Annotated in this window: 17 protein-coding genes; 4 read left to right on the plus strand and 13 right to left on the minus strand. The window is 32.4% G+C overall.

What is annotated here, in order from left to right; translation table 11 throughout:
- Positions 1-1143 carry a pyridoxal phosphate-dependent aminotransferase gene (locus VDP25_RS05855; protein WP_334467924.1) on the minus strand — a complete coding sequence of 381 codons (1143 nt, stop codon included), beginning with the start codon at positions 1141-1143 and terminating at the stop codon, positions 1-3.
- A complete protein-coding gene (locus VDP25_RS05860; protein ID WP_334467760.1) occupies positions 1143-1967 on the minus strand; it encodes a prephenate dehydratase in 825 nt (274 codons plus the stop codon). The genes VDP25_RS05855 and VDP25_RS05860 overlap by 1 nt, the downstream gene beginning before the upstream one ends.
- Before the next feature lie 358 nt (positions 1968-2325).
- Here VDP25_RS05860 and gldA point away from each other — a divergent pair, with 358 nt between their 5' ends.
- Positions 2326-3219 (plus strand): gliding motility-associated ABC transporter ATP-binding subunit GldA, encoded by an 894-nt coding sequence (gene gldA / locus VDP25_RS05865; protein ID WP_334467762.1) that lies wholly within the window; start codon positions 2326-2328, stop codon positions 3217-3219.
- A gap of 107 nt (positions 3220-3326) precedes the next feature.
- Here the strand turns inward: gldA and VDP25_RS05870 are convergent, their stop codons facing one another.
- Both VDP25_RS05870 and VDP25_RS05875 read right to left on the minus strand, forming a co-directional pair.
- A complete protein-coding gene (locus VDP25_RS05870; protein WP_215928456.1) occupies positions 3327-4076 on the minus strand; it encodes a head GIN domain-containing protein in 750 nt (249 codons plus the stop codon).
- A gap of 42 nt (positions 4077-4118) precedes the next feature.
- Positions 4119-5210 carry an acyloxyacyl hydrolase gene (locus VDP25_RS05875; RefSeq protein WP_334467766.1) on the minus strand — a complete coding sequence of 364 codons (1092 nt, stop codon included), beginning with the start codon at positions 5208-5210 and terminating at the stop codon, positions 4119-4121.
- 558 nt (positions 5211-5768) lie between these two features.
- Here VDP25_RS05875 and metK point away from each other — a divergent pair.
- Complete coding sequence (metK, locus tag VDP25_RS05880; RefSeq protein ID WP_215928453.1) at positions 5769-7022, plus strand: methionine adenosyltransferase; 1254 nt, start codon at positions 5769-5771, stop codon at positions 7020-7022.
- A gap of 86 nt (positions 7023-7108) precedes the next feature.
- On the opposite strand, the gene VDP25_RS05885 is transcribed toward metK, so the two are convergent.
- Positions 7109-8041 carry a dihydrofolate reductase gene (locus tag VDP25_RS05885; protein ID WP_334467769.1) on the minus strand — a complete coding sequence of 311 codons (933 nt, stop codon included), beginning with the start codon at positions 8039-8041 and terminating at the stop codon, positions 7109-7111.
- Positions 8042-8327: 286 nt separating this feature from the next.
- Here VDP25_RS05885 and VDP25_RS05890 point away from each other — a divergent pair, with 286 nt between their 5' ends.
- Complete coding sequence (locus VDP25_RS05890) at positions 8328-8627, plus strand: isoamylase early set domain-containing protein (protein WP_334467771.1); 300 nt, start codon at positions 8328-8330, stop codon at positions 8625-8627.
- Positions 8628-8686: 59 nt separating this feature from the next.
- On the opposite strand, the gene VDP25_RS05895 is transcribed toward VDP25_RS05890, so the two are convergent.
- The 8 genes from VDP25_RS05895 to VDP25_RS05925 form a co-directional block, all read right to left on the minus strand.
- Positions 8687-9100, minus strand: a complete 414-nt coding sequence (locus VDP25_RS05895) for an energy transducer TonB (protein WP_334467773.1) — start codon at positions 9098-9100, stop codon at positions 8687-8689.
- 9 nt (positions 9101-9109) lie between these two features.
- On the minus strand, positions 9110-9934 hold the full coding sequence (locus tag VDP25_RS05900) for a thymidylate synthase (RefSeq protein ID WP_334467775.1): 825 nt from the start codon (positions 9932-9934) through the stop codon (positions 9110-9112).
- A gap of 278 nt (positions 9935-10212) precedes the next feature.
- On the minus strand, positions 10213-12012 hold the full coding sequence (locus VDP25_RS05905) for a NupC/NupG family nucleoside CNT transporter (RefSeq protein WP_334467777.1): 1800 nt from the start codon (positions 12010-12012) through the stop codon (positions 10213-10215).
- Between the two features lie 16 nt (positions 12013-12028).
- On the minus strand, positions 12029-12646 hold the full coding sequence (locus VDP25_RS05910) for a bifunctional nuclease family protein (RefSeq protein WP_215928441.1): 618 nt from the start codon (positions 12644-12646) through the stop codon (positions 12029-12031).
- 186 nt (positions 12647-12832) lie between these two features.
- Positions 12833-13795, minus strand: coding sequence for an electron transfer flavoprotein subunit alpha/FixB family protein (locus VDP25_RS05915; RefSeq protein WP_215928439.1), 963 nt, complete (start codon positions 13793-13795; stop codon positions 12833-12835).
- 129 nt (positions 13796-13924) lie between these two features.
- Positions 13925-14671 carry an electron transfer flavoprotein subunit beta/FixA family protein gene (locus tag VDP25_RS05920; RefSeq protein WP_334467783.1) on the minus strand — a complete coding sequence of 249 codons (747 nt, stop codon included), beginning with the start codon at positions 14669-14671 and terminating at the stop codon, positions 13925-13927.
- Between the two features lie 119 nt (positions 14672-14790).
- A complete protein-coding gene (locus VDP25_RS17785) occupies positions 14791-15015 on the minus strand; it encodes a T9SS type A sorting domain-containing protein (RefSeq protein ID WP_443089850.1) in 225 nt (74 codons plus the stop codon).
- Positions 15002-15880: a hypothetical protein gene (locus VDP25_RS05925; RefSeq protein WP_334467785.1), complete on the minus strand. Its 879-nt coding sequence runs from the start codon at positions 15878-15880 to the stop codon at positions 15002-15004. The genes VDP25_RS17785 and VDP25_RS05925 overlap by 14 nt, the downstream gene beginning before the upstream one ends.
- Before the next feature lie 125 nt (positions 15881-16005).
- Here VDP25_RS05925 and VDP25_RS05930 point away from each other — a divergent pair, with 125 nt between their 5' ends.
- Positions 16006-16983, plus strand: a complete 978-nt coding sequence (locus tag VDP25_RS05930; protein WP_215928435.1) for a pyruvate dehydrogenase complex E1 component subunit beta — start codon at positions 16006-16008, stop codon at positions 16981-16983.
- Positions 16984-17043 lie beyond the last annotated feature (60 nt).

Consider the following 17043-nt stretch of genomic DNA (forward strand, 5'->3'; position numbering starts at 1 on the left):
CTAAACTCTTGCTATTGCTTCTTCTATAACTTCTTCAGAAGCACATAACGAAAAACGTACATATCCTTCTCCATTACTTCCAAAAACGGTTCCTGGTGTTATAAAAATTGAATGTTCTTTTAAAACCAAATCTGTAAATTCTTCAGATTTTATATGAGGTGGTAATTTTGCCCAAACAAATAAGCCTGTGGCATCTTTATCATAAATACAATTAAGGTTTTCTGCTAATTTCCAGATTAATTCTCGCCGTTTTTTATACACACTATTCAAGCTTTTAAACCACATGTCTGAACATTTTAAAGCCTCAATGGCTCCTTTTTGAATGCCATAAAACATTCCTGAATCCATATTGCTTTTTACGCGTAATACTGCGTTTACAAAATCGTAATTACCAACTAACATTCCAACGCGCCAACCAGCCATATTAAACGTTTTACTTAACGAATTCAACTCTAAACACACGTTTTTTGCATTTTTATATCTTAAAATACTTATTGGCTTTTCATTTAATATAAAACTGTATGGATTATCATTTACTATTAAAATATCATGCCGTTTTCCAAAGGCAATTACGCGATCATAAAACTTATTTGTAGCATTCACACCTGTTGGCATGTGCGGATAATTAATCCACATAATTTTTACACGCTTTAAATCTAAACGTTCTAATGCTCTAAAATCTGGCAACCAATTATCTTTTTCATTTAAGTCGTAATAAATAGGTTTTGCTTCCAATAATTTAGTTACAGACGCATAAGTTGGGTAACCAGGATTTGGAACTAAAACCTTATCCCCTTTGTTTAAAAAAGCCATAGAAATATGCATAATCCCTTCCTTACTCCCCATTAATGGCAATACTTCTGTTTGAGCACTTAAATTGACATTATAATGGTTTTTATAAAAATCAGAAATTCCTTCTCTCAATTCAGGCAAGCCTTGATAGCTTTGATATTGGTGTGCTTGCTCATCTATTAAACTATCTTGAAGCAACATCGTAGCTTTAAAAGGTGGCTCTAAATCCGGACTACCAATACCTAAGTTTATGATTGGTTTTCCTTGCGCTTTTAAAAGCGCAACCTCTCTCAACTTTTTAGAAAAGTAGTATTCTTGAACACTCTGTAAACGTTTAGCAACTTCTATCATCATCTTGTATTTTTATATTCTCCCAACACTTTAAAATTTTCTGCCATTAAATTTATAATGGATTTAGCTTTTTCAAAGTCTTTATATGTTTCAAATCTTACATCAACAAAAAAAGCATATTTCCAAGGGGTTTCAATTTTTGGTAACGATTGTATTTTAGTAAGGTTGAGTTTACAATCGCTCAGCACATTTAAAATTGCAGCCAAACTTCCTCGCTTGTGATCTAATTCAAATTTTAGTGATGCTTTATTGACTTCATCTGGCACTATTTCATCATTATCGCGCTTTACAATAACAAAACGCGTTTCGTTATGTTTTATCGTTTGAATACTTTCTGCCAAAACCTTTAAACCATATAACTTTCCTGCATTTTTACTTGCAATAGCTGCAATTCCTTTTATATTTTGCTCTGAAATCTGTTTTGCAACATCTGCTGTATCCTTAGCTTCTACCAGCTTTATCTGCGGGTATTTTTTAAAAAAAACTTTACATTGCAATAATGCCATTGGGTGCGAATGTACCTCTGTAATATCTGCTATAGACTGATTGTTTAACGCTAATAAATTATGCTGAATATCTAAATAATGCTCACCGACTATTCTTAAATTATGAGTATCAATAAGTGCATAATTAGGAATTATTGAACCTGCTATAGAATTCTCTAATGCCATTACAATAAAATCTGTATCTGCATTTAACAGACGTTCTACAGTACTGTCAAAAGACATACACTCTACAACTTCTGTAGTGTCACTAAAATATTGCTGAGCCACTTCGTGATGAAATGATCCTTTTATTCCTTGTATGGCTATTGGTTTTTTCAAATTTTTTATCTTTTAAATTCTGAATCTTATCCAGAATTATTTCAACTTCAAAAATGCTGAAACAAAAAAAGTCTCGATTAAATCGAGACTTTTAAAACTATATTTTAAATAAAACATACTCAGTCTCGTTCCTTTAACTAAAAAAGAAATAAAACCAGTTATAATATGCTCTAGATATGTTCATATTCATTTTCCACATCTGTGGAAATCTATAATTATAATGCTAATGTAATTATTATTTTTACAAATCAAAATTGTTGAAATGCTTTTTTGAGAAATATTCTAAAGTTTTAAAGAATTATCAATATTTGTGATACACTATTCTGAATTACTTATTTTTGACTAAATTTCTTTCTATATGTCTATTGAAGTTCAAAACATTACAAAACTATACAAAAACCAAAAAGCACTTAACAATGTTTCTTTTAAAGTAAACGATGCTGAAATTGTTGGTTTTTTAGGTCCTAATGGTGCAGGAAAATCGACCATGATGAAAATCTTAACCACGTACATTGAAGCTTCTGAAGGTTCTGCTAGTGTAAATGGTTTTGATGTAACTTCCGATAAAAAGAATGTCCAAAGTAGTGTTGGTTATTTACCAGAACACAATCCGTTGTACACCGAGTTATACGTTAAAGAATATTTAAATTTTAACGCAAATGTGTATGGCACTCCTAAATCCAGAATTAATGAAGTTATTGAACTAACTGGGTTAACTCCTGAAGCACACAAAAAAATTGGCCAACTTTCTAAAGGTTATAGACAACGTGTTGGTTTAGCAAATGCCTTATTACACAATCCGGACGTTTTAATTTTAGATGAGCCAACAACAGGTTTAGATCCTAATCAATTAGTAGATATCAGAAACTTAATTAGAACTATTGGTAAAGAAAAAACCATTTTTCTTTCTACACATATCATGCAAGAAGTTGAAGCTATGTGCGACCGTGTTATTATTATAAATAAAGGTGAAGTTGTTGCAGATAAATATTTGAAGGATTTAAGAGATGGCCAACAGCAGGTTGTGATTGTTGAATTTGATTATAGAGTTGAAGATGCATTTCTCTTAAAACTTCCAAAAGTAGATGCGGTAAAAAACACACACGATTTTATTTACGAAATCACCTTTTCTACCAAAGAAGACATGCGCTCTCATGTATTTGATTTTGCACATGATAATGATTTAAAAATTCTACAACTAAACCAGAAAAACGCGAGTTTAGAAAGCTTGTTTCAAGAACTAACAAAATAGGCCTGCAGTAATAAAGCTTATTATAGCAGTTTTTAATAACGCTTGGCATAAACACATAAGTATTCTAAATTATTTATAAGATTTGTAGTATTGAAACCATTTACGGTTTATTCAAACAACAACTGTCCTGTATAAAACCGCTCAACTTCTACAATGGGAGGTTCATTAACAGAAATTAAATTACCTGTACTTTTAAGATTTCCTGTAAGCTTTTGTTGTGGATTTACAACCATATCATTACTACTACGATGAAAAACATGAACGTTTTGAGCCAATAAGTGTTCTCCTTCAAAACGACCAGAACCGGAATAAAAGCCCACAAATAAATCTTCTACAACACCATTTATATAATAAAAGGAAAGATTATTGGACTCAATATTTAGTCTTTCTGAATTAATTTGGAGTCTAAAATCACCAACTGCAAACTCACTTATTCCATTAAAATCTTCTGAATACAAGTTTAGGGTATTGTAATTTAAAACTCCATCTGAAGAAATAGAATATTGGGTTGATGTTCTTATTTCTTTAAGGTTTGGTGCTTCAACATAAATTTTAGTGATACCATAATCTCTTACATAATTACAAGAATTATGATCTGTTAATACCAGTTGGTTACCAATAACTTCAACCTTAACATCGTTAATTAAATGTTCCCCTGTTTCAATAATCACTTTATATTCTGGAGCTTCTTTAATTATTAATTCAATATCTCTATTAACAATAATACGCTCAAAGTCTAACACAACAACCTCTTGCTGTATAATATTACCTGAAGCTTGAAAACAATCATTAACATCTTCACTATTGCAAGCACAAAATAGAAAAAGCGTAAGTATGTATAAAATTATCTTATTCATGTATTTATAAAATTTTAAAAGTGCCTTTACTAAATATTAAACTTACAGCCTTACTCCTACACCAAACTCAACAGCTTCAGCTTTTGCACCATGCGATTTTAGCGTAACGGCTCCAAATAAGGTCTTGCCAAAATAGCGTTTTAAACCAATCCTTAAATAAGTTCTCCCTTCAAAATCATAAGGATAATACACATAATAGCCTACTTGAGTTTCAACAGACATTTTATTGACAAATAATTCGTGCCCTACAAATAATCCGACGCGTTTATAGTCATCATCTCTGTTTACATTTAATTCAGGATATGCAACCGATTGGTAATAAATTAGTTCTTTCAAAAAATTAGAAAAGAACACATCTGTACCAAACTGAATAGCGCTATAATGGCTTAATCGTTTATCTGCATAAGCCGAAAGCACATAAAAGGAATATTGGCCACTACCTATAATGTCACTTTCGTTAATACCAGACCTAAAAGCTAAATTATATTTTATCTTTTCAGTGAATTTACCATCAACACTATCAGTAATAAAATCTTTATCTTCTGATGCTAAATTATAAGTTAAACCAAGATTAAACGAAATGGTATTAACACTTGTGTTTGGTGCTTTTACATTAGCATTAGAATAATGCACTAAGGTAACACCGGTTTGAAAACCAAATCCATTAAAAAGGCGGTCTTTTTTATAATTGAACATTAGATAGGTTGAACTCAAAATATCAGATCCAAATGCAATATTTTTTGGATTTTCATATTTATCGTAAGGATTAGTACTATACACTAAACCTTGAGCAATACGCAACATTAAATGGCGCTTAAAGAAATAAAAATTGTAATGTCCGTAGAGTCCAATATTATTCCCTAATACATCATTTTTTAAATCTTGATACATAAAAGACACGCCGTATTCTGGATAATTATAGCGTTGCTCCCAAACTTTGTTTCCGTAAGTTTTTTTATTAAAACTAAAAACAAAACCTTCTGGGTGACCTTTAATTAAGTGGAGAATATCATTGTTGTGAAGTGCTATGTTTCCACCAAAATAATTGAAATCGAAATACGTATTTTTTTTATCGTCTTGTGCGTAGAGCACAACTGAGGTGAGTAATAAAATTATACTTAATAAATTCCGCATTGACTATTATTGAGCAGCAAAAATAATCAATAAATACAATTAATAATTGTATTCTAAAATCTAAACTATGACACAAAAAGTGACGCTAGTAAAGAAACAACTGTTAGCAACACAATTTGCACTGCAAATTTAAAATCTGACTTATGCTTTTTAATTAATTTCATCTTTTCTGAGGCTTAATAATACAGTACAAATATCTCATTAAAAGTCTTTTTGTTTGTTAATTAAAGCCTAAGAAATAGTTATCTATTTATGTGCTTAATTAATATTAAACACAGAATTAATTCTCTAATTTACAAACTAGAGATCTAACTTAATTACGTTATTAAATCTTCATTCCATTTAATTTTTCTACTTTTGCCTTATTAAAATTTAAGAGGAAAAATTTGTCTGATTGCAACCTCTAGTACTGAAACCATTTTCAGTACCTGTTCTTTAAAGAGCAGATTCTGAAATTATTTCAGAATAAAAAATGCTAAAGCAGTAAGTTATGTACTTCTCTAGCGACTTGTAATCTAAGTTTTTCAGCAAATAACCATAACCTAAACATAGGAATTTATGCCATATTTATTTACCTCAGAAAGTGTTTCTGAAGGCCATCCAGACAAAGTAGCAGATCAAATTAGTGATGCTTTAATTGATAATTTTTTAGCCTTTGACCCAGAATCTAAAGTCGCTTGCGAAACCTTAGTAACCACAGGACAAGTAGTGCTTGCAGGTGAAGTAAAATCGAATACTTATTTAGATGTTCAGAAAATTGCAAGAGATACCATAAACAAAATAGGTTATACTAAAAGTGCCTATATGTTTGATGGCAATTCTTGTGGAGTATTTTCAGCTATACACGAACAGTCAGAAGACATAAATCGCGGTGTTGATAGAGCAACCAAAGAAGAACAAGGCGCTGGCGACCAAGGAATGATGTTTGGCTACGCAACAAACGAAACCGATAACTATATGCCTTTGGCCTTAGATTTATCGCATAGAATTTTAAAAGCATTGGCAGAATTACGTCGCGAAAATAAAGATATCACCTATTTACGCCCAGATTCTAAAAGTCAAGTAACAATTGAATATAGCGATGACAATACACCTCAACGTATAGATTCTATTGTAGTCTCTACACAGCATGATGATTTTGACGCAGAAGATAAAATGTTAGCTAAAATTAGAAAAGATATTGTTGAAATATTGATTCCAAGAGTAGTTGCTAACTTACCAGAACACATCCAATTATTATTTAATGATGATATAACTTACCACATTAATCCAACTGGTAAATTTGTTATTGGCGGACCGCATGGAGATACAGGCTTAACAGGTCGTAAGATTATTGTTGATACTTATGGAGGAAAAGGTGCCCATGGTGGAGGTGCATTCTCTGGAAAAGATCCAAGTAAAGTAGACAGAAGTGCAGCGTATGCAACCAGGCATATTGCAAAAAATTTAGTTGCAGCTGGGTTATGTGAAGAAATATTAGTGCAAGTATCTTATGCTATTGGTGTTGTAGAACCAATGGGAATTTTTATAGATACATATGGCACTTGTCCTTTTAACTTAACAGATGGTGAGATTGCTAAAAAAGTAGAACAGCTTTTTGATATGCGACCAGCAGCAATAGAAGAACGACTAAAACTACGTCAACCAATGTATAGCGAAACCGCTGCTTATGGACATATGGGAAGAACAAACGAAGTTGTAAGTAAAACATTTGAACAACCAAATGGAGAACCTATAACTTTAGATGTAGAATTGTTTACTTGGGAAAAGTTAGATTACGTAGATAAAGTAAAAGCTGCGTTTGATATTTAAAACTAAATAGACTTTATAAAATTTCACAAAAACACCCTAACTAATTATTTTAGTTAGGGTGTTTTAAGTTGTATAAACATACATTTCTATACTTTTAAATAGGTAATAAAAGAAAACGCAAAGGCATGCTTCTCGTCAACCTTATGAGTCGTTCTGTTCACTTCTTGCCATTTAGATTTGTCTATCTCAGGAAAAAAAGTGTCAGCATCTTTAAATTCAGAGTGAACACGTGTAATTTCAATTTTATCAACTAAAGGCATAGCTTGTTTATAGATTTCTCCACCGCCAATAATAAAAGGTTGTTTGTCTAGTCTTGCAGCATCAAGAGCATCTTCTAATGAATTGACTATAATGACTCCACTTGGCGCCTTATAATCTTCCTGTCGCGTAATAACAATATGCGTTCTGTTAGGTAGTGGTTTTGGAAAACTTTCAAACGTTTTGCGTCCCATAATAATATGATGACCGTTAGTTAAGGATTTAAATCGCTTAAGATCGTCACTTAAATGCCAAATTAAATCATTGTCTTTTCCGATAGCATTATTTTCTCCTGCAGCAACAATAATAGTTAATTCGTTAGATTTTTTTTTTTCTGAAGCGTTAGGCAAATTTTTAGCTTCGTTGTAAGCTTTGGTCTGCGCTATTTTAGTCTCTTCCTTTAGAAAGTTCTGCTTCAATTTATCAATACGTACCTGTTGTGCACTAACTAACTTTTCTAGTTGTTGCTTCTCCCAGTCCTTACCCATAAATTTATTGGTTATAAAAACACTCACAAAGTGGTAAATAAATAAAAAGAACCATGCAATTATAGCATACACAAACCAATCAATACCTGCAATCTTAAAATCTTTTTTAATACCTAAAACAGTATTGGCCACGATTAAAAATACAGCACCAATTAAGAATATAACAAAATGAATATACAAACGCTTTTTTTGTTTTATGCGTTTTTGAGCGTTTTCTATAAGCTCTAACTGATCTTTATCTATAGTTGAAACCTGTTTTTTCTTACCAAACATAATCGTAATTTAATAAGATAAAGATACTTGTTTTTTTAGTAAATCAATATTGTGAATTAAAGACTTTGAAGAAAAGCTTCTAACGAAAACGATATCATTGATAATCAGCCACCAAGCAATTCCGCTTAACACTAACAATCCAATAAATTAAGTGTTCATATTTTACATTCTAAATAAAAATTAATGGCAATTTTATGAAATCGATAATTCTTTAGTTTTTAAGCACTTAATCAATATTATATGCGCTATTCTTTTATATTTTTGTGTTGTAATTAAATCTATTATTATGGCAATTAAAAAGCAGTATTTAAAAAGTAAGCCCGTTTGTAAGGTAACATTTTCTGTCCCTGCAGAAGCGGCTAAAAGTGTAGCAGTTGTTGGGAGCTTTAACCAGTGGGATACTACAAAAGCGACTAAATTAAAGAAATTAAAAAACGGAACCTTTAAAGGTACTGTTGATTTAGCACGTGATAATTCTTACGAATTCAGATACCTTATTGATGGAGCTTATATTAATGACGACGAGGCTGATTCTTATGCTTATAATGAATTTGCAGGGGAAGAAAATTGCGTAATCAATCTATAGGACTTTTCTATAAAAAACATAAAAAAAGCGTCTCAATTTAGTTTGAGACGCTTTTTCTTTTATCCTAACAATCTAACCGTCATTAAACAAGCAAAGCGTGTATCTACAGGCTTCCCTTTAACGGTTCCTGGTGCCTTAAATCTAGGCATACGTTTTATCAGCTGAATCACATCTATAGCAATAGCTTTATGATGTGCTTTTACATTAATTTGTTCTGTTTTACCTTTTTTATTAATGGTAAATTCTACAAAGAATTCGGTGGTTAAATCTGTTGGAAAGACTTTATCTGCTAACTCATAGTTAAAGCTCAATTTGATATAATCCATGATTTTATCAGATGTACACTTTTTAGTCTCCTCGAAACTTAATTCTTGTTTACAACCTCTAAAAACAGGATACGTACCATCCTCTCGTTCTTGCGCACTTAAAGATAAGCCGCAAAGAAAGGTCATAACAAATACAAATAATTTCATAGAGAAAATTTAAACGGCAACTTTACCTTTAATATGTGGATGCGGATTGTAATCGACCAATGTAAAATCTTCAAATTTAAAGTCGAAAATATCTTTTATTTCAGGGTTTAAAATCATTTTAGGCAATGGTCTAATATCTCTAGACAATTGTAATTCTAGCTGTTCCTTATGGTTATTGTAAATATGTGCATCACCAAAAGTGTGAATAAAATCTCCTGCTTCATAGCCACAAACTTGAGCCATCATCATCGTAAACAAAGCGTAAGATCCAATATTGAAAGGCACACCTAAAAAGATATCTGCACTACGTTGGTAAAGCTGACAAGACAATTTCCCATCTGCTACATAAAATTGAAAAAAGGCATGACATGGTGGTAAAGCTGCCTTACCATTAGCCACATTCTCTGAAAATGATTTAGACGTATCTGGTAAAACTGAAGGGTTCCAAGCTGAAACCAACATTCTTCTGCTGTTTGGATTATTTTTTAAAGTTGTTATAACCTCTTTAATCTGGTCTATTTCTTCACTTGCCCAATTTCTCCATTGATGGCCATAAACAGGTCCTAAATCTCCATTTTCATCAGCCCATTCATTCCAAATTCTTACTCCATTATCGTTGAGATATTTAATATTGGTATCCCCTTTTAAGAACCAAAGCAATTCGTATATAATAGACTTTAAATGCAGTTTTTTGGTTGTAACCATTGGAAAACCTTCGCTTAAATCGAAACGCATTTGGTAACCAAAAACACTTGTTGTTCCAGTACCTGTACGGTCTCCTTTATCATTACCTTCTGCTAAAACGTGCTTTACTAAATCGTGATATTGTTTCATAATATTCCCCACGAAAGTGGGAATCTGTTTAAATTAAACTTTAGTCCTATATTATAAGACACTTCGCCTTGCTTTGCAATGTACTTTCAACAAAAATATAGTTTCATTTCAGTAATGCTAAGTGTGACAAATGCTATAAAATGCAATTACGAATTTAGGTAAATGTTAAATAATCACTTGAAATATCATGTAGCAGATATTAAAAGTTATTAACGAGTTGGATTTGAAGTGGTGTTTATTCTAAACCATTATGAGATTCCTGCTTTCTCAGCAATTTGTTACCCTATAATCATACCTGCAATAGTCGCAGATATTAAAGAAGCAATCGTTCCACCTATTAAAGCTTTCATTCCAAATTTAGACAATTGTGTACGCTGTCCTGGGGCTAAAGACCCAATACCACCAATTTGAATTCCTATAGAAGCAAAATTAGCAAATCCGCAAAGCATATAAGTTGCCATAATAATAGACTTCTCATACGTAAGGTGTGTTGCATTTGCAGCATTTTTCAAATCAGCCAATTGAATATAACCTATAAACTCACTTGCTGCTAATTTAATACCTAAAAGTTGCCCCATCATCATAACATCTTCTTTCGCAACTCCAATTAACCACATTAATGGTGCAAAAACAGTTCCCAAAATAGCTTCAAGAGAGAAGCTAGAGTAAGGTGTATTTGCTGCCATCCAACCATTTAAGGTCGTTATATCTCCAATCCAACCTAGAATACCATTTATCATGGCTATAAAAGCAACAAATACAAGAAGCATTGCCCCAACATTTACAGCTAATTTTAGACCTTCTGTTGTTCCATTTGCTATAGCATCAAGAATGTTGGCTCCAATTTTTTCTTGTGACACTGAAACATCAGTATTTATTGTCTCTGTTTGTGGAAATAATATTTTTGAAATTACAATAGCTCCAGGAGCTGCCATTACTGAAGCTGCTAATAAATGTTTGGCATAAAATAGTCGTAACTCAGCATCATCACCACCTAAAAAGCCAATGTAAGCCGCTAAAACAGCACCTGCAACCGTTGCCATTCCACCTATCATAACAAGGAGAATTTCAGACTTATTCATTTTTTCTAAATAAGCCTTTATTAATAAAGGTGCTTCTGTTTGACCTAAGAAAATGTTACCTGCTACGCTGAGACTTTCTGCTCCAGATATTTTTAAAGTCTTAGATAATAACCAAGCCATTGCTTTTACAACCTTTTGTATAATACCTAGATAGAAAAGCACCGAAGTTAATGCAGAGAAAAATATGATTGTTGGTAACACTTGAAATGCAAAAATAAAACCATAAGAATTTACATCCATAACTCCGCTAAATAGAAATTCACTACCTGCTCCTGTAAAGTCTAAAATATTTATAAATACTTGCCCTATACCTTCAAATACATTTTTTATAAAATCAACTCGCAGTACACCGACAGCTATAATGAGTTGAAAAGCTAAACCAATTCCTACCGTTTTCCAGTTTATCGCTTTACGATTACTACTAAATAAAAAGGCTATAAATATCAATGAAACCATACCTAAAACTCCACGCCAAAAACTATTGAATGTAAAACCTTCACTTTTAATTATAGTACTAATTGGTGCATCTAAGACTAGGTAGTTTGGATGTGATTCTGAGACAAAGGTTAAGACTGTATTATTCTTTTTTAATTGTAAAGTGGTAGCGTCTTGCTTCAAAACTTCATAATAAATATCAACAGCAGCTGGTACTTTTTGCTTAAAGACTAAAAGGTTATTATTTTGAAGCCAAACTCCTTCATTGAGACTACCATTAAGTACTGATTTGTATTGTCCGTTTTTATATAAATTAAGATATTCTTTACCTTTAGCAAACTCTTGATGACCTTGAATACTGTCTGGATATTTTTCATAAATGACATGTTGAGACAACTGCCAATTATTAAGTTTTAAATCCTCAATATTAGTTAGATATACTGGTACTTCTTTTACATCGTCAATATAAATGGAATCATTTTTTGGCTTCTCAAGTTCCTGTGCTGTTATTGACGAAAGCCCTAGAAAAATAGCTAGAAAAGCCTTGAAAAACTGATTCATATGTAATAAGTGTTAGTTAGCGTTTAGAAATTTCGTCTCTTATTTTGGCAGCCATTTCATAATCTTCATTATTAACCGCCTCTTCTAAGAGATTATTAAGTTCTTCGAGAGATTTATTTTTATAACCTTCTTGTTCTGCAGATGCAGCTTCAATTTCTTCAACAATAAGGTCGTCAACAAGAATACTATCTTGCTCTTCATCGTCTTCCTTTTTAGGATTGACTTTAAGATAGATTCCTGCTTTATCTAAAATATTTTTGTAAGTAAAAATTGGTGCCTGAAAACGTAAGGCTAATGCAATAGCATCGCTCGTTCTGGCATCTATAATTTCTTCAATTTTATCGCGTTCGCAAATTAAACTTGAATAAAACACACCATCAACCAACTTATGAATAATGACTTGCTTAACAACAATATCAAATCGGTCGGCAAAGTTTTTAAATAAATCATGTGTAAGCGGACGCGGAGGTCTAATTTCTTTTTCTAAAGCAATGGCAATAGATTGCGCTTCAAAAGCACCAATAACTATTGGTAACTTCCGATCACCATCAACTTCATTAAGTATTAAAGCGTAAGCACCATTCTGGGTTTGACTATAAGAGATGCCTTTGATATTTAAACGAACTAAACTCATAATTTATAAAACACAAAGAACTGTTTAAATTTGGACTTTACCAACTGCATTGTGCAGATTTGGTTAATTTCCTCTATACTTTCGATAAAACGCAAGCGAATAAGAGGAATCTAAATTTAAACAGTCCTTATTAATACCGCATCTAATTTTTTATGAATTGGCATTTAATATTACAAGGTAATAAAATTATGCGTTTGCAGCTTTAAAAGCTTTTAATTTTTCAATTAATTTAGGTACCACTTCAAATGCATCACCTACAACTCCGTAATCTGCAGCCTTAAAGAAAGGTGCCTCAGGATCGGTGTTAATTACCACTTTTACTTTTGAAGAGTTAATACCTGCTAAATGCTGAATAGCACCAGAAATACCTATAGCAATGTACAAATTAGACGCTACAGGCTTTCCTGTTTGGCCAACGTGCTCGCTATGTGGTCTCCAACCTAAATCTGATACAGGTTTAGAACATGCTGTTGCAGCACCTAACACTTCTGCTAGTTCTTCAACCATACCCCAATTTTCAGGACCTTTTAATCCTCTACCTCCTGAAACTACAATTTCGGCATCAGCAATACTTACTTTATCAGTAGCTTTATCTACAGACTCAACTTTAACACCTGATTCTGGTATTGATGGTGAAAAATCTTCTACAGTAGCACTACCTTCCGTTTCTACCAAACCGAATGAATTATTAGATAAACCAACAATTTTTACATCTGTTGTTATTTCAGTATTTGCAAATGCTTTATTTGTAAACGCTGAATGTTTCACTGTAAATGGAGAGACACTAGATGGTACTGCAATAACATTAGAAACATAACCTGCTTCTAAACCTACAGCTAACAATGGCGCTAAATATTTGCTATTGGCACTAGCACTAATAACCACCACTTTTGCATCTTCGTTTTTTGCAGCACCTTCTATAGCAGCTGCATATTTTTTAGCGTTAAATGAATTTAAAGATTCATCTTTTATTGAAAGTACTTTAGACGCACCATAATTTCCTAGCGTTTCTGCGTTGTCTGCATTAACAGCAACTGCTGTAACTGAAGTTCCCATTTGGTCTGCAACAGCTTTAGCATAAGACACGACTTCTAAAGCCGCTTTTTTAAATTTTCCGTTTTCGGACTCTGTATATACTAGAATTGACATAAAATTTTATTTATAAAATTTATCCTGAACTTGATTCAGGAACTTATTACTATTTCCTTTAACTTCAAGAGATTCCGAAATAACACTTGAACTCTGCTCAGCGTAACCTTTCGGAATAATCAAAGTTTACTAAATTACCTTAGCTTCGTTATGAAGTAAGTTTACTAATTCGTCTATATTATCGGCATCAACCAATTTAACTGCACCCTTTGGAGCTGGTTTTTCAAAACTTACTGCTTTAGTTTCTGCAGTAGCATCTGTAGGCTCTACAACCGTTAAAGGTTTTTTACGTGCCATCATAATACCTCTCATATTAGGAATACGAAGATCACTTTCTTCAACTAACCCTTTTTGACCACCTATAACTAAAGGTAAAGTTGTGCTAACCGTTTCCTTACCGCCATCGATTTCTCTAACGGCCTTAACGTTAGTGCCATCAACTTCTAAACTAATACAATTGGCAACAAAATTAGCATCAATTATTCCTGCTAACATTCCAGGAACCATAGCACCATTGTAATCAATAGATTCTCTTCCTGCTATTACTAAATCGTAACCACCATCATTAACAACTTTAGCTAATTGTTTTGCTACTGAATAACCATCTGTAGCCTCTGTATTTACTCTAATTGCCGAGTCTGCACCAATAGCTAATGCTTTTCTTAAAGTTGGCTCTGTTTCTGCACCACCAACGTTAACGACATCTACACTTGCCCCTTGTTTTTCTTTAAACCACATGGCACGTGTTAGACCAAACTCGTCATTAGGATTAATAACATACTGAACACCATTAGTGTCAAACTTTGTATCTCCTTCTGTGAAATTAATCTTTGATGTTGTATCAGGTACATGACTAATACATACTAATATTTTCATATAAAAATGATTTATTTAAACGTCTTTTTTCTTGAGTACGAAGATAAAAATAATAATTTGAATTTTACTATGCACGCATAGCAAATTTCAGAAAAATTCAATCATTCATCAATAAACTATCATTTTTTTAAAAATTTGAAGATTTTTTGCTGATTATTTAAGTTTGAAACTCTAATGAAATATAATCCGTTGGAAAGATTTGAAATATTTAGACTGTTTTCTTTGAACGTAATTGGCTGAATAATTTGTTGTCCAGATGTGTTATATATTTCAACATTTACCAATTGATTATTTAAGTTAGTGATTTGCAAAAATGGATTTCCTTTAGTCTCAAAAAGTTTCATCACTTATTGATAAAGCAGTGTCTTGAAAAGTTAAAAAATCCGTCGCAAAAAATGCATTTTCTCTTTCAAGAATGATCTGGCATGTTTCATCTATACTTTCATTAACCCTAATATTTCCATAATTATCATGGTCTATACACCCTATATCTAAAACGGAATAGAGCATTTTTTCAATATAGTGACATGGTTGATTATAACTTGTAACGGTAGAAGTTCCTTGTTCAGATTGCCATAATTGAAGTGTGTTATCTGTGCTGCCAAATCCATCGTCAAATCCTCCCCTCAGCCTTATCGAAAAAGAATTTTCACAGCTAGAAATACCTTCTGTTTCGGCATGCATCATACCATTGACTTCATCATATATAAAAACAATATTTAGTTGAAAACCAGCTGGCACATTTTGTTCCCCTTCTGGGCAAGGTAACCCTCCTTCTGTTGATTCAGTACAATACTTTATAAGCTTATAAGTTTTGTTGTCTAACAAATTAATTAAACCAGGACTTATAGAGGTGTTAGAATATGGTTCCATACTATAAACATCGGGATATGCATAATCATATAACTCATTGATAAGTGTTCTGTTCCCATGTACAATTGTATAATATTTGATAAGCTCACCATCGGGATTTGTGTTGGGAAAAGATTGGTAGAAATCATAAATTACATAATCGGCAAAAATATCAGTAATGTTTTGATCTTGGTGTGTTAGCGTTATTGTACCATCCATATTATCTATTACCGTCGGAATATCTGCTGTGGATTCAATTTTTACATGATGATTTTGCAACGGACAAAGCACAGCTTCTTGAGCAAAAGCAAAATTAGAAACTATAAAAAACAAACAGATAAAAATGTAATTTTTCACTTTCATAAACACTCAAATAATTAATACGAACTACAAGTTACAATTATTTTCTTTTTTCGTTTAAGATTTAATGTCATTATATAGTCTAGAATTATTATTTTTGCAGCTCGAATAAAAACAAAAGCATGAAGACAATTCAATTTAGAGAAGCTATTTGCGAGGCTATGAGCGAAGAAATGCGCAGAGATGAAAGCGTTTATCTTATGGGTGAAGAAGTAGCGGAATACAATGGTGCTTATAAAGCATCTAAAGGGATGTTAGACGAGTTTGGTGCTAAACGCGTCATAGATACACCTATTGCAGAACTTGGTTTTGCTGGTATTGCCATTGGATCTACAATGACGGGCAATCGTCCTATAGTAGAATATATGACGTTTAACTTCTCTTTGGTTGGAATTGATCAAATTATAAATAATGCCGCTAAAATTAGACAAATGTCTGGTGGACAATTTAAATGCCCTATTGTATTTAGAGGACCAACAGCATCTGCTGGCCAATTAGCAGCAACACACTCTCAGGCTTTTGAGAGTTGGTTTGCCAATACTCCAGGATTAAAAGTTATTGTTCCTTCAAATCCATATGACGCTAAAGGTTTATTAAAAGCTGCCATTAGAGATGACGATCCTGTAATTTTTATGGAAAGTGAGCAAATGTACGGTGATAAAGGCGAAGTACCAGAAGGAGAATATGTAATACCTATTGGTGTTGCAGATGTGAAACGTGAAGGAACAGATGTTACTATCGTATCTTTTGGTAAAATCATAAAAGAAGCTTACAAAGCTGCAGACGAATTAGAAAAAGAAGGTATTTCTTGTGAAATTATAGATTTAAGAACTGTTCGTCCAATGGATAGAGAAGCCATTTTAAAATCTGTGAAGAAAACCAATAGATTAGTTGTTTTAGAAGAAGCATGGCCCTTTGGAAATGTAGCTACTGACATCACTTACTTAGTACAATCAGAAGCATTTGATTATTTAGATGCCCCAGTTGTTAAAATAAATACCGCAGATACTCCTGCACCATACTCTCCTGTTTTATTAGCAGAATGGTTGCCTAATAGCGACGATGTTATTAAAGCAGTAAAAAAAGTAATGTACAAATAAATTGCAGTTTTCTGCGTTTAAAAAACTTCATTAGTAACCCTCTAACTAAAGTTTAGCATG

The organism is Winogradskyella sp. ECml5-4 (assembly GCF_036903175.1).
GTDB lineage: Bacteria > Bacteroidota > Bacteroidia > Flavobacteriales > Flavobacteriaceae > Winogradskyella > Winogradskyella damuponensis.

What these genes read in the sequence shown, in the direction of transcription:
- VDP25_RS05930 (WP_215928435.1), top strand. Translation starts at nt 16,006, where the DNA reads ATGAAGACAATTCAATTTAGAGAAGCTATTTGCGAGGCTATGAGCGAA.
- VDP25_RS05905 (WP_334467777.1), bottom strand. Translation starts at nt 12,012, where the DNA reads ATGAATCAGTTTTTCAAGGCTTTTCTAGCTATTTTTCTAGGGCTTTCG.
- VDP25_RS05890 (WP_334467771.1), top strand. Translation starts at nt 8,328, where the DNA reads ATGGCAATTAAAAAGCAGTATTTAAAAAGTAAGCCCGTTTGTAAGGTA.
- VDP25_RS05885 (WP_334467769.1), bottom strand. Translation starts at nt 8,041, where the DNA reads ATGTTTGGTAAGAAAAAACAGGTTTCAACTATAGATAAAGATCAGTTA.
- metK (WP_215928453.1), top strand. Translation starts at nt 5,769, where the DNA reads ATGCCATATTTATTTACCTCAGAAAGTGTTTCTGAAGGCCATCCAGAC.
- VDP25_RS05855 (WP_334467924.1), bottom strand. Translation starts at nt 1,143, where the DNA reads ATGATAGAAGTTGCTAAACGTTTACAGAGTGTTCAAGAATACTACTTT.
- VDP25_RS05900 (WP_334467775.1), bottom strand. Translation starts at nt 9,934, where the DNA reads ATGAAACAATATCACGATTTAGTAAAGCACGTTTTAGCAGAAGGTAAT.
- gldA (WP_334467762.1), top strand. Translation starts at nt 2,326, where the DNA reads ATGTCTATTGAAGTTCAAAACATTACAAAACTATACAAAAACCAAAAA.
- VDP25_RS05920 (WP_334467783.1), bottom strand. Translation starts at nt 14,671, where the DNA reads ATGAAAATATTAGTATGTATTAGTCATGTACCTGATACAACATCAAAG.
- VDP25_RS05895 (WP_334467773.1), bottom strand. Translation starts at nt 9,100, where the DNA reads ATGAAATTATTTGTATTTGTTATGACCTTTCTTTGCGGCTTATCTTTA.
- VDP25_RS05910 (WP_215928441.1), bottom strand. Translation starts at nt 12,646, where the DNA reads ATGAGTTTAGTTCGTTTAAATATCAAAGGCATCTCTTATAGTCAAACC.
- VDP25_RS17785 (WP_443089850.1), bottom strand. Translation starts at nt 15,015, where the DNA reads ATGAAACTTTTTGAGACTAAAGGAAATCCATTTTTGCAAATCACTAAC.
- VDP25_RS05875 (WP_334467766.1), bottom strand. Translation starts at nt 5,210, where the DNA reads ATGCGGAATTTATTAAGTATAATTTTATTACTCACCTCAGTTGTGCTC.
- VDP25_RS05870 (WP_215928456.1), bottom strand. Translation starts at nt 4,076, where the DNA reads ATGAATAAGATAATTTTATACATACTTACGCTTTTTCTATTTTGTGCT.
- VDP25_RS05915 (WP_215928439.1), bottom strand. Translation starts at nt 13,795, where the DNA reads ATGTCAATTCTAGTATATACAGAGTCCGAAAACGGAAAATTTAAAAAA.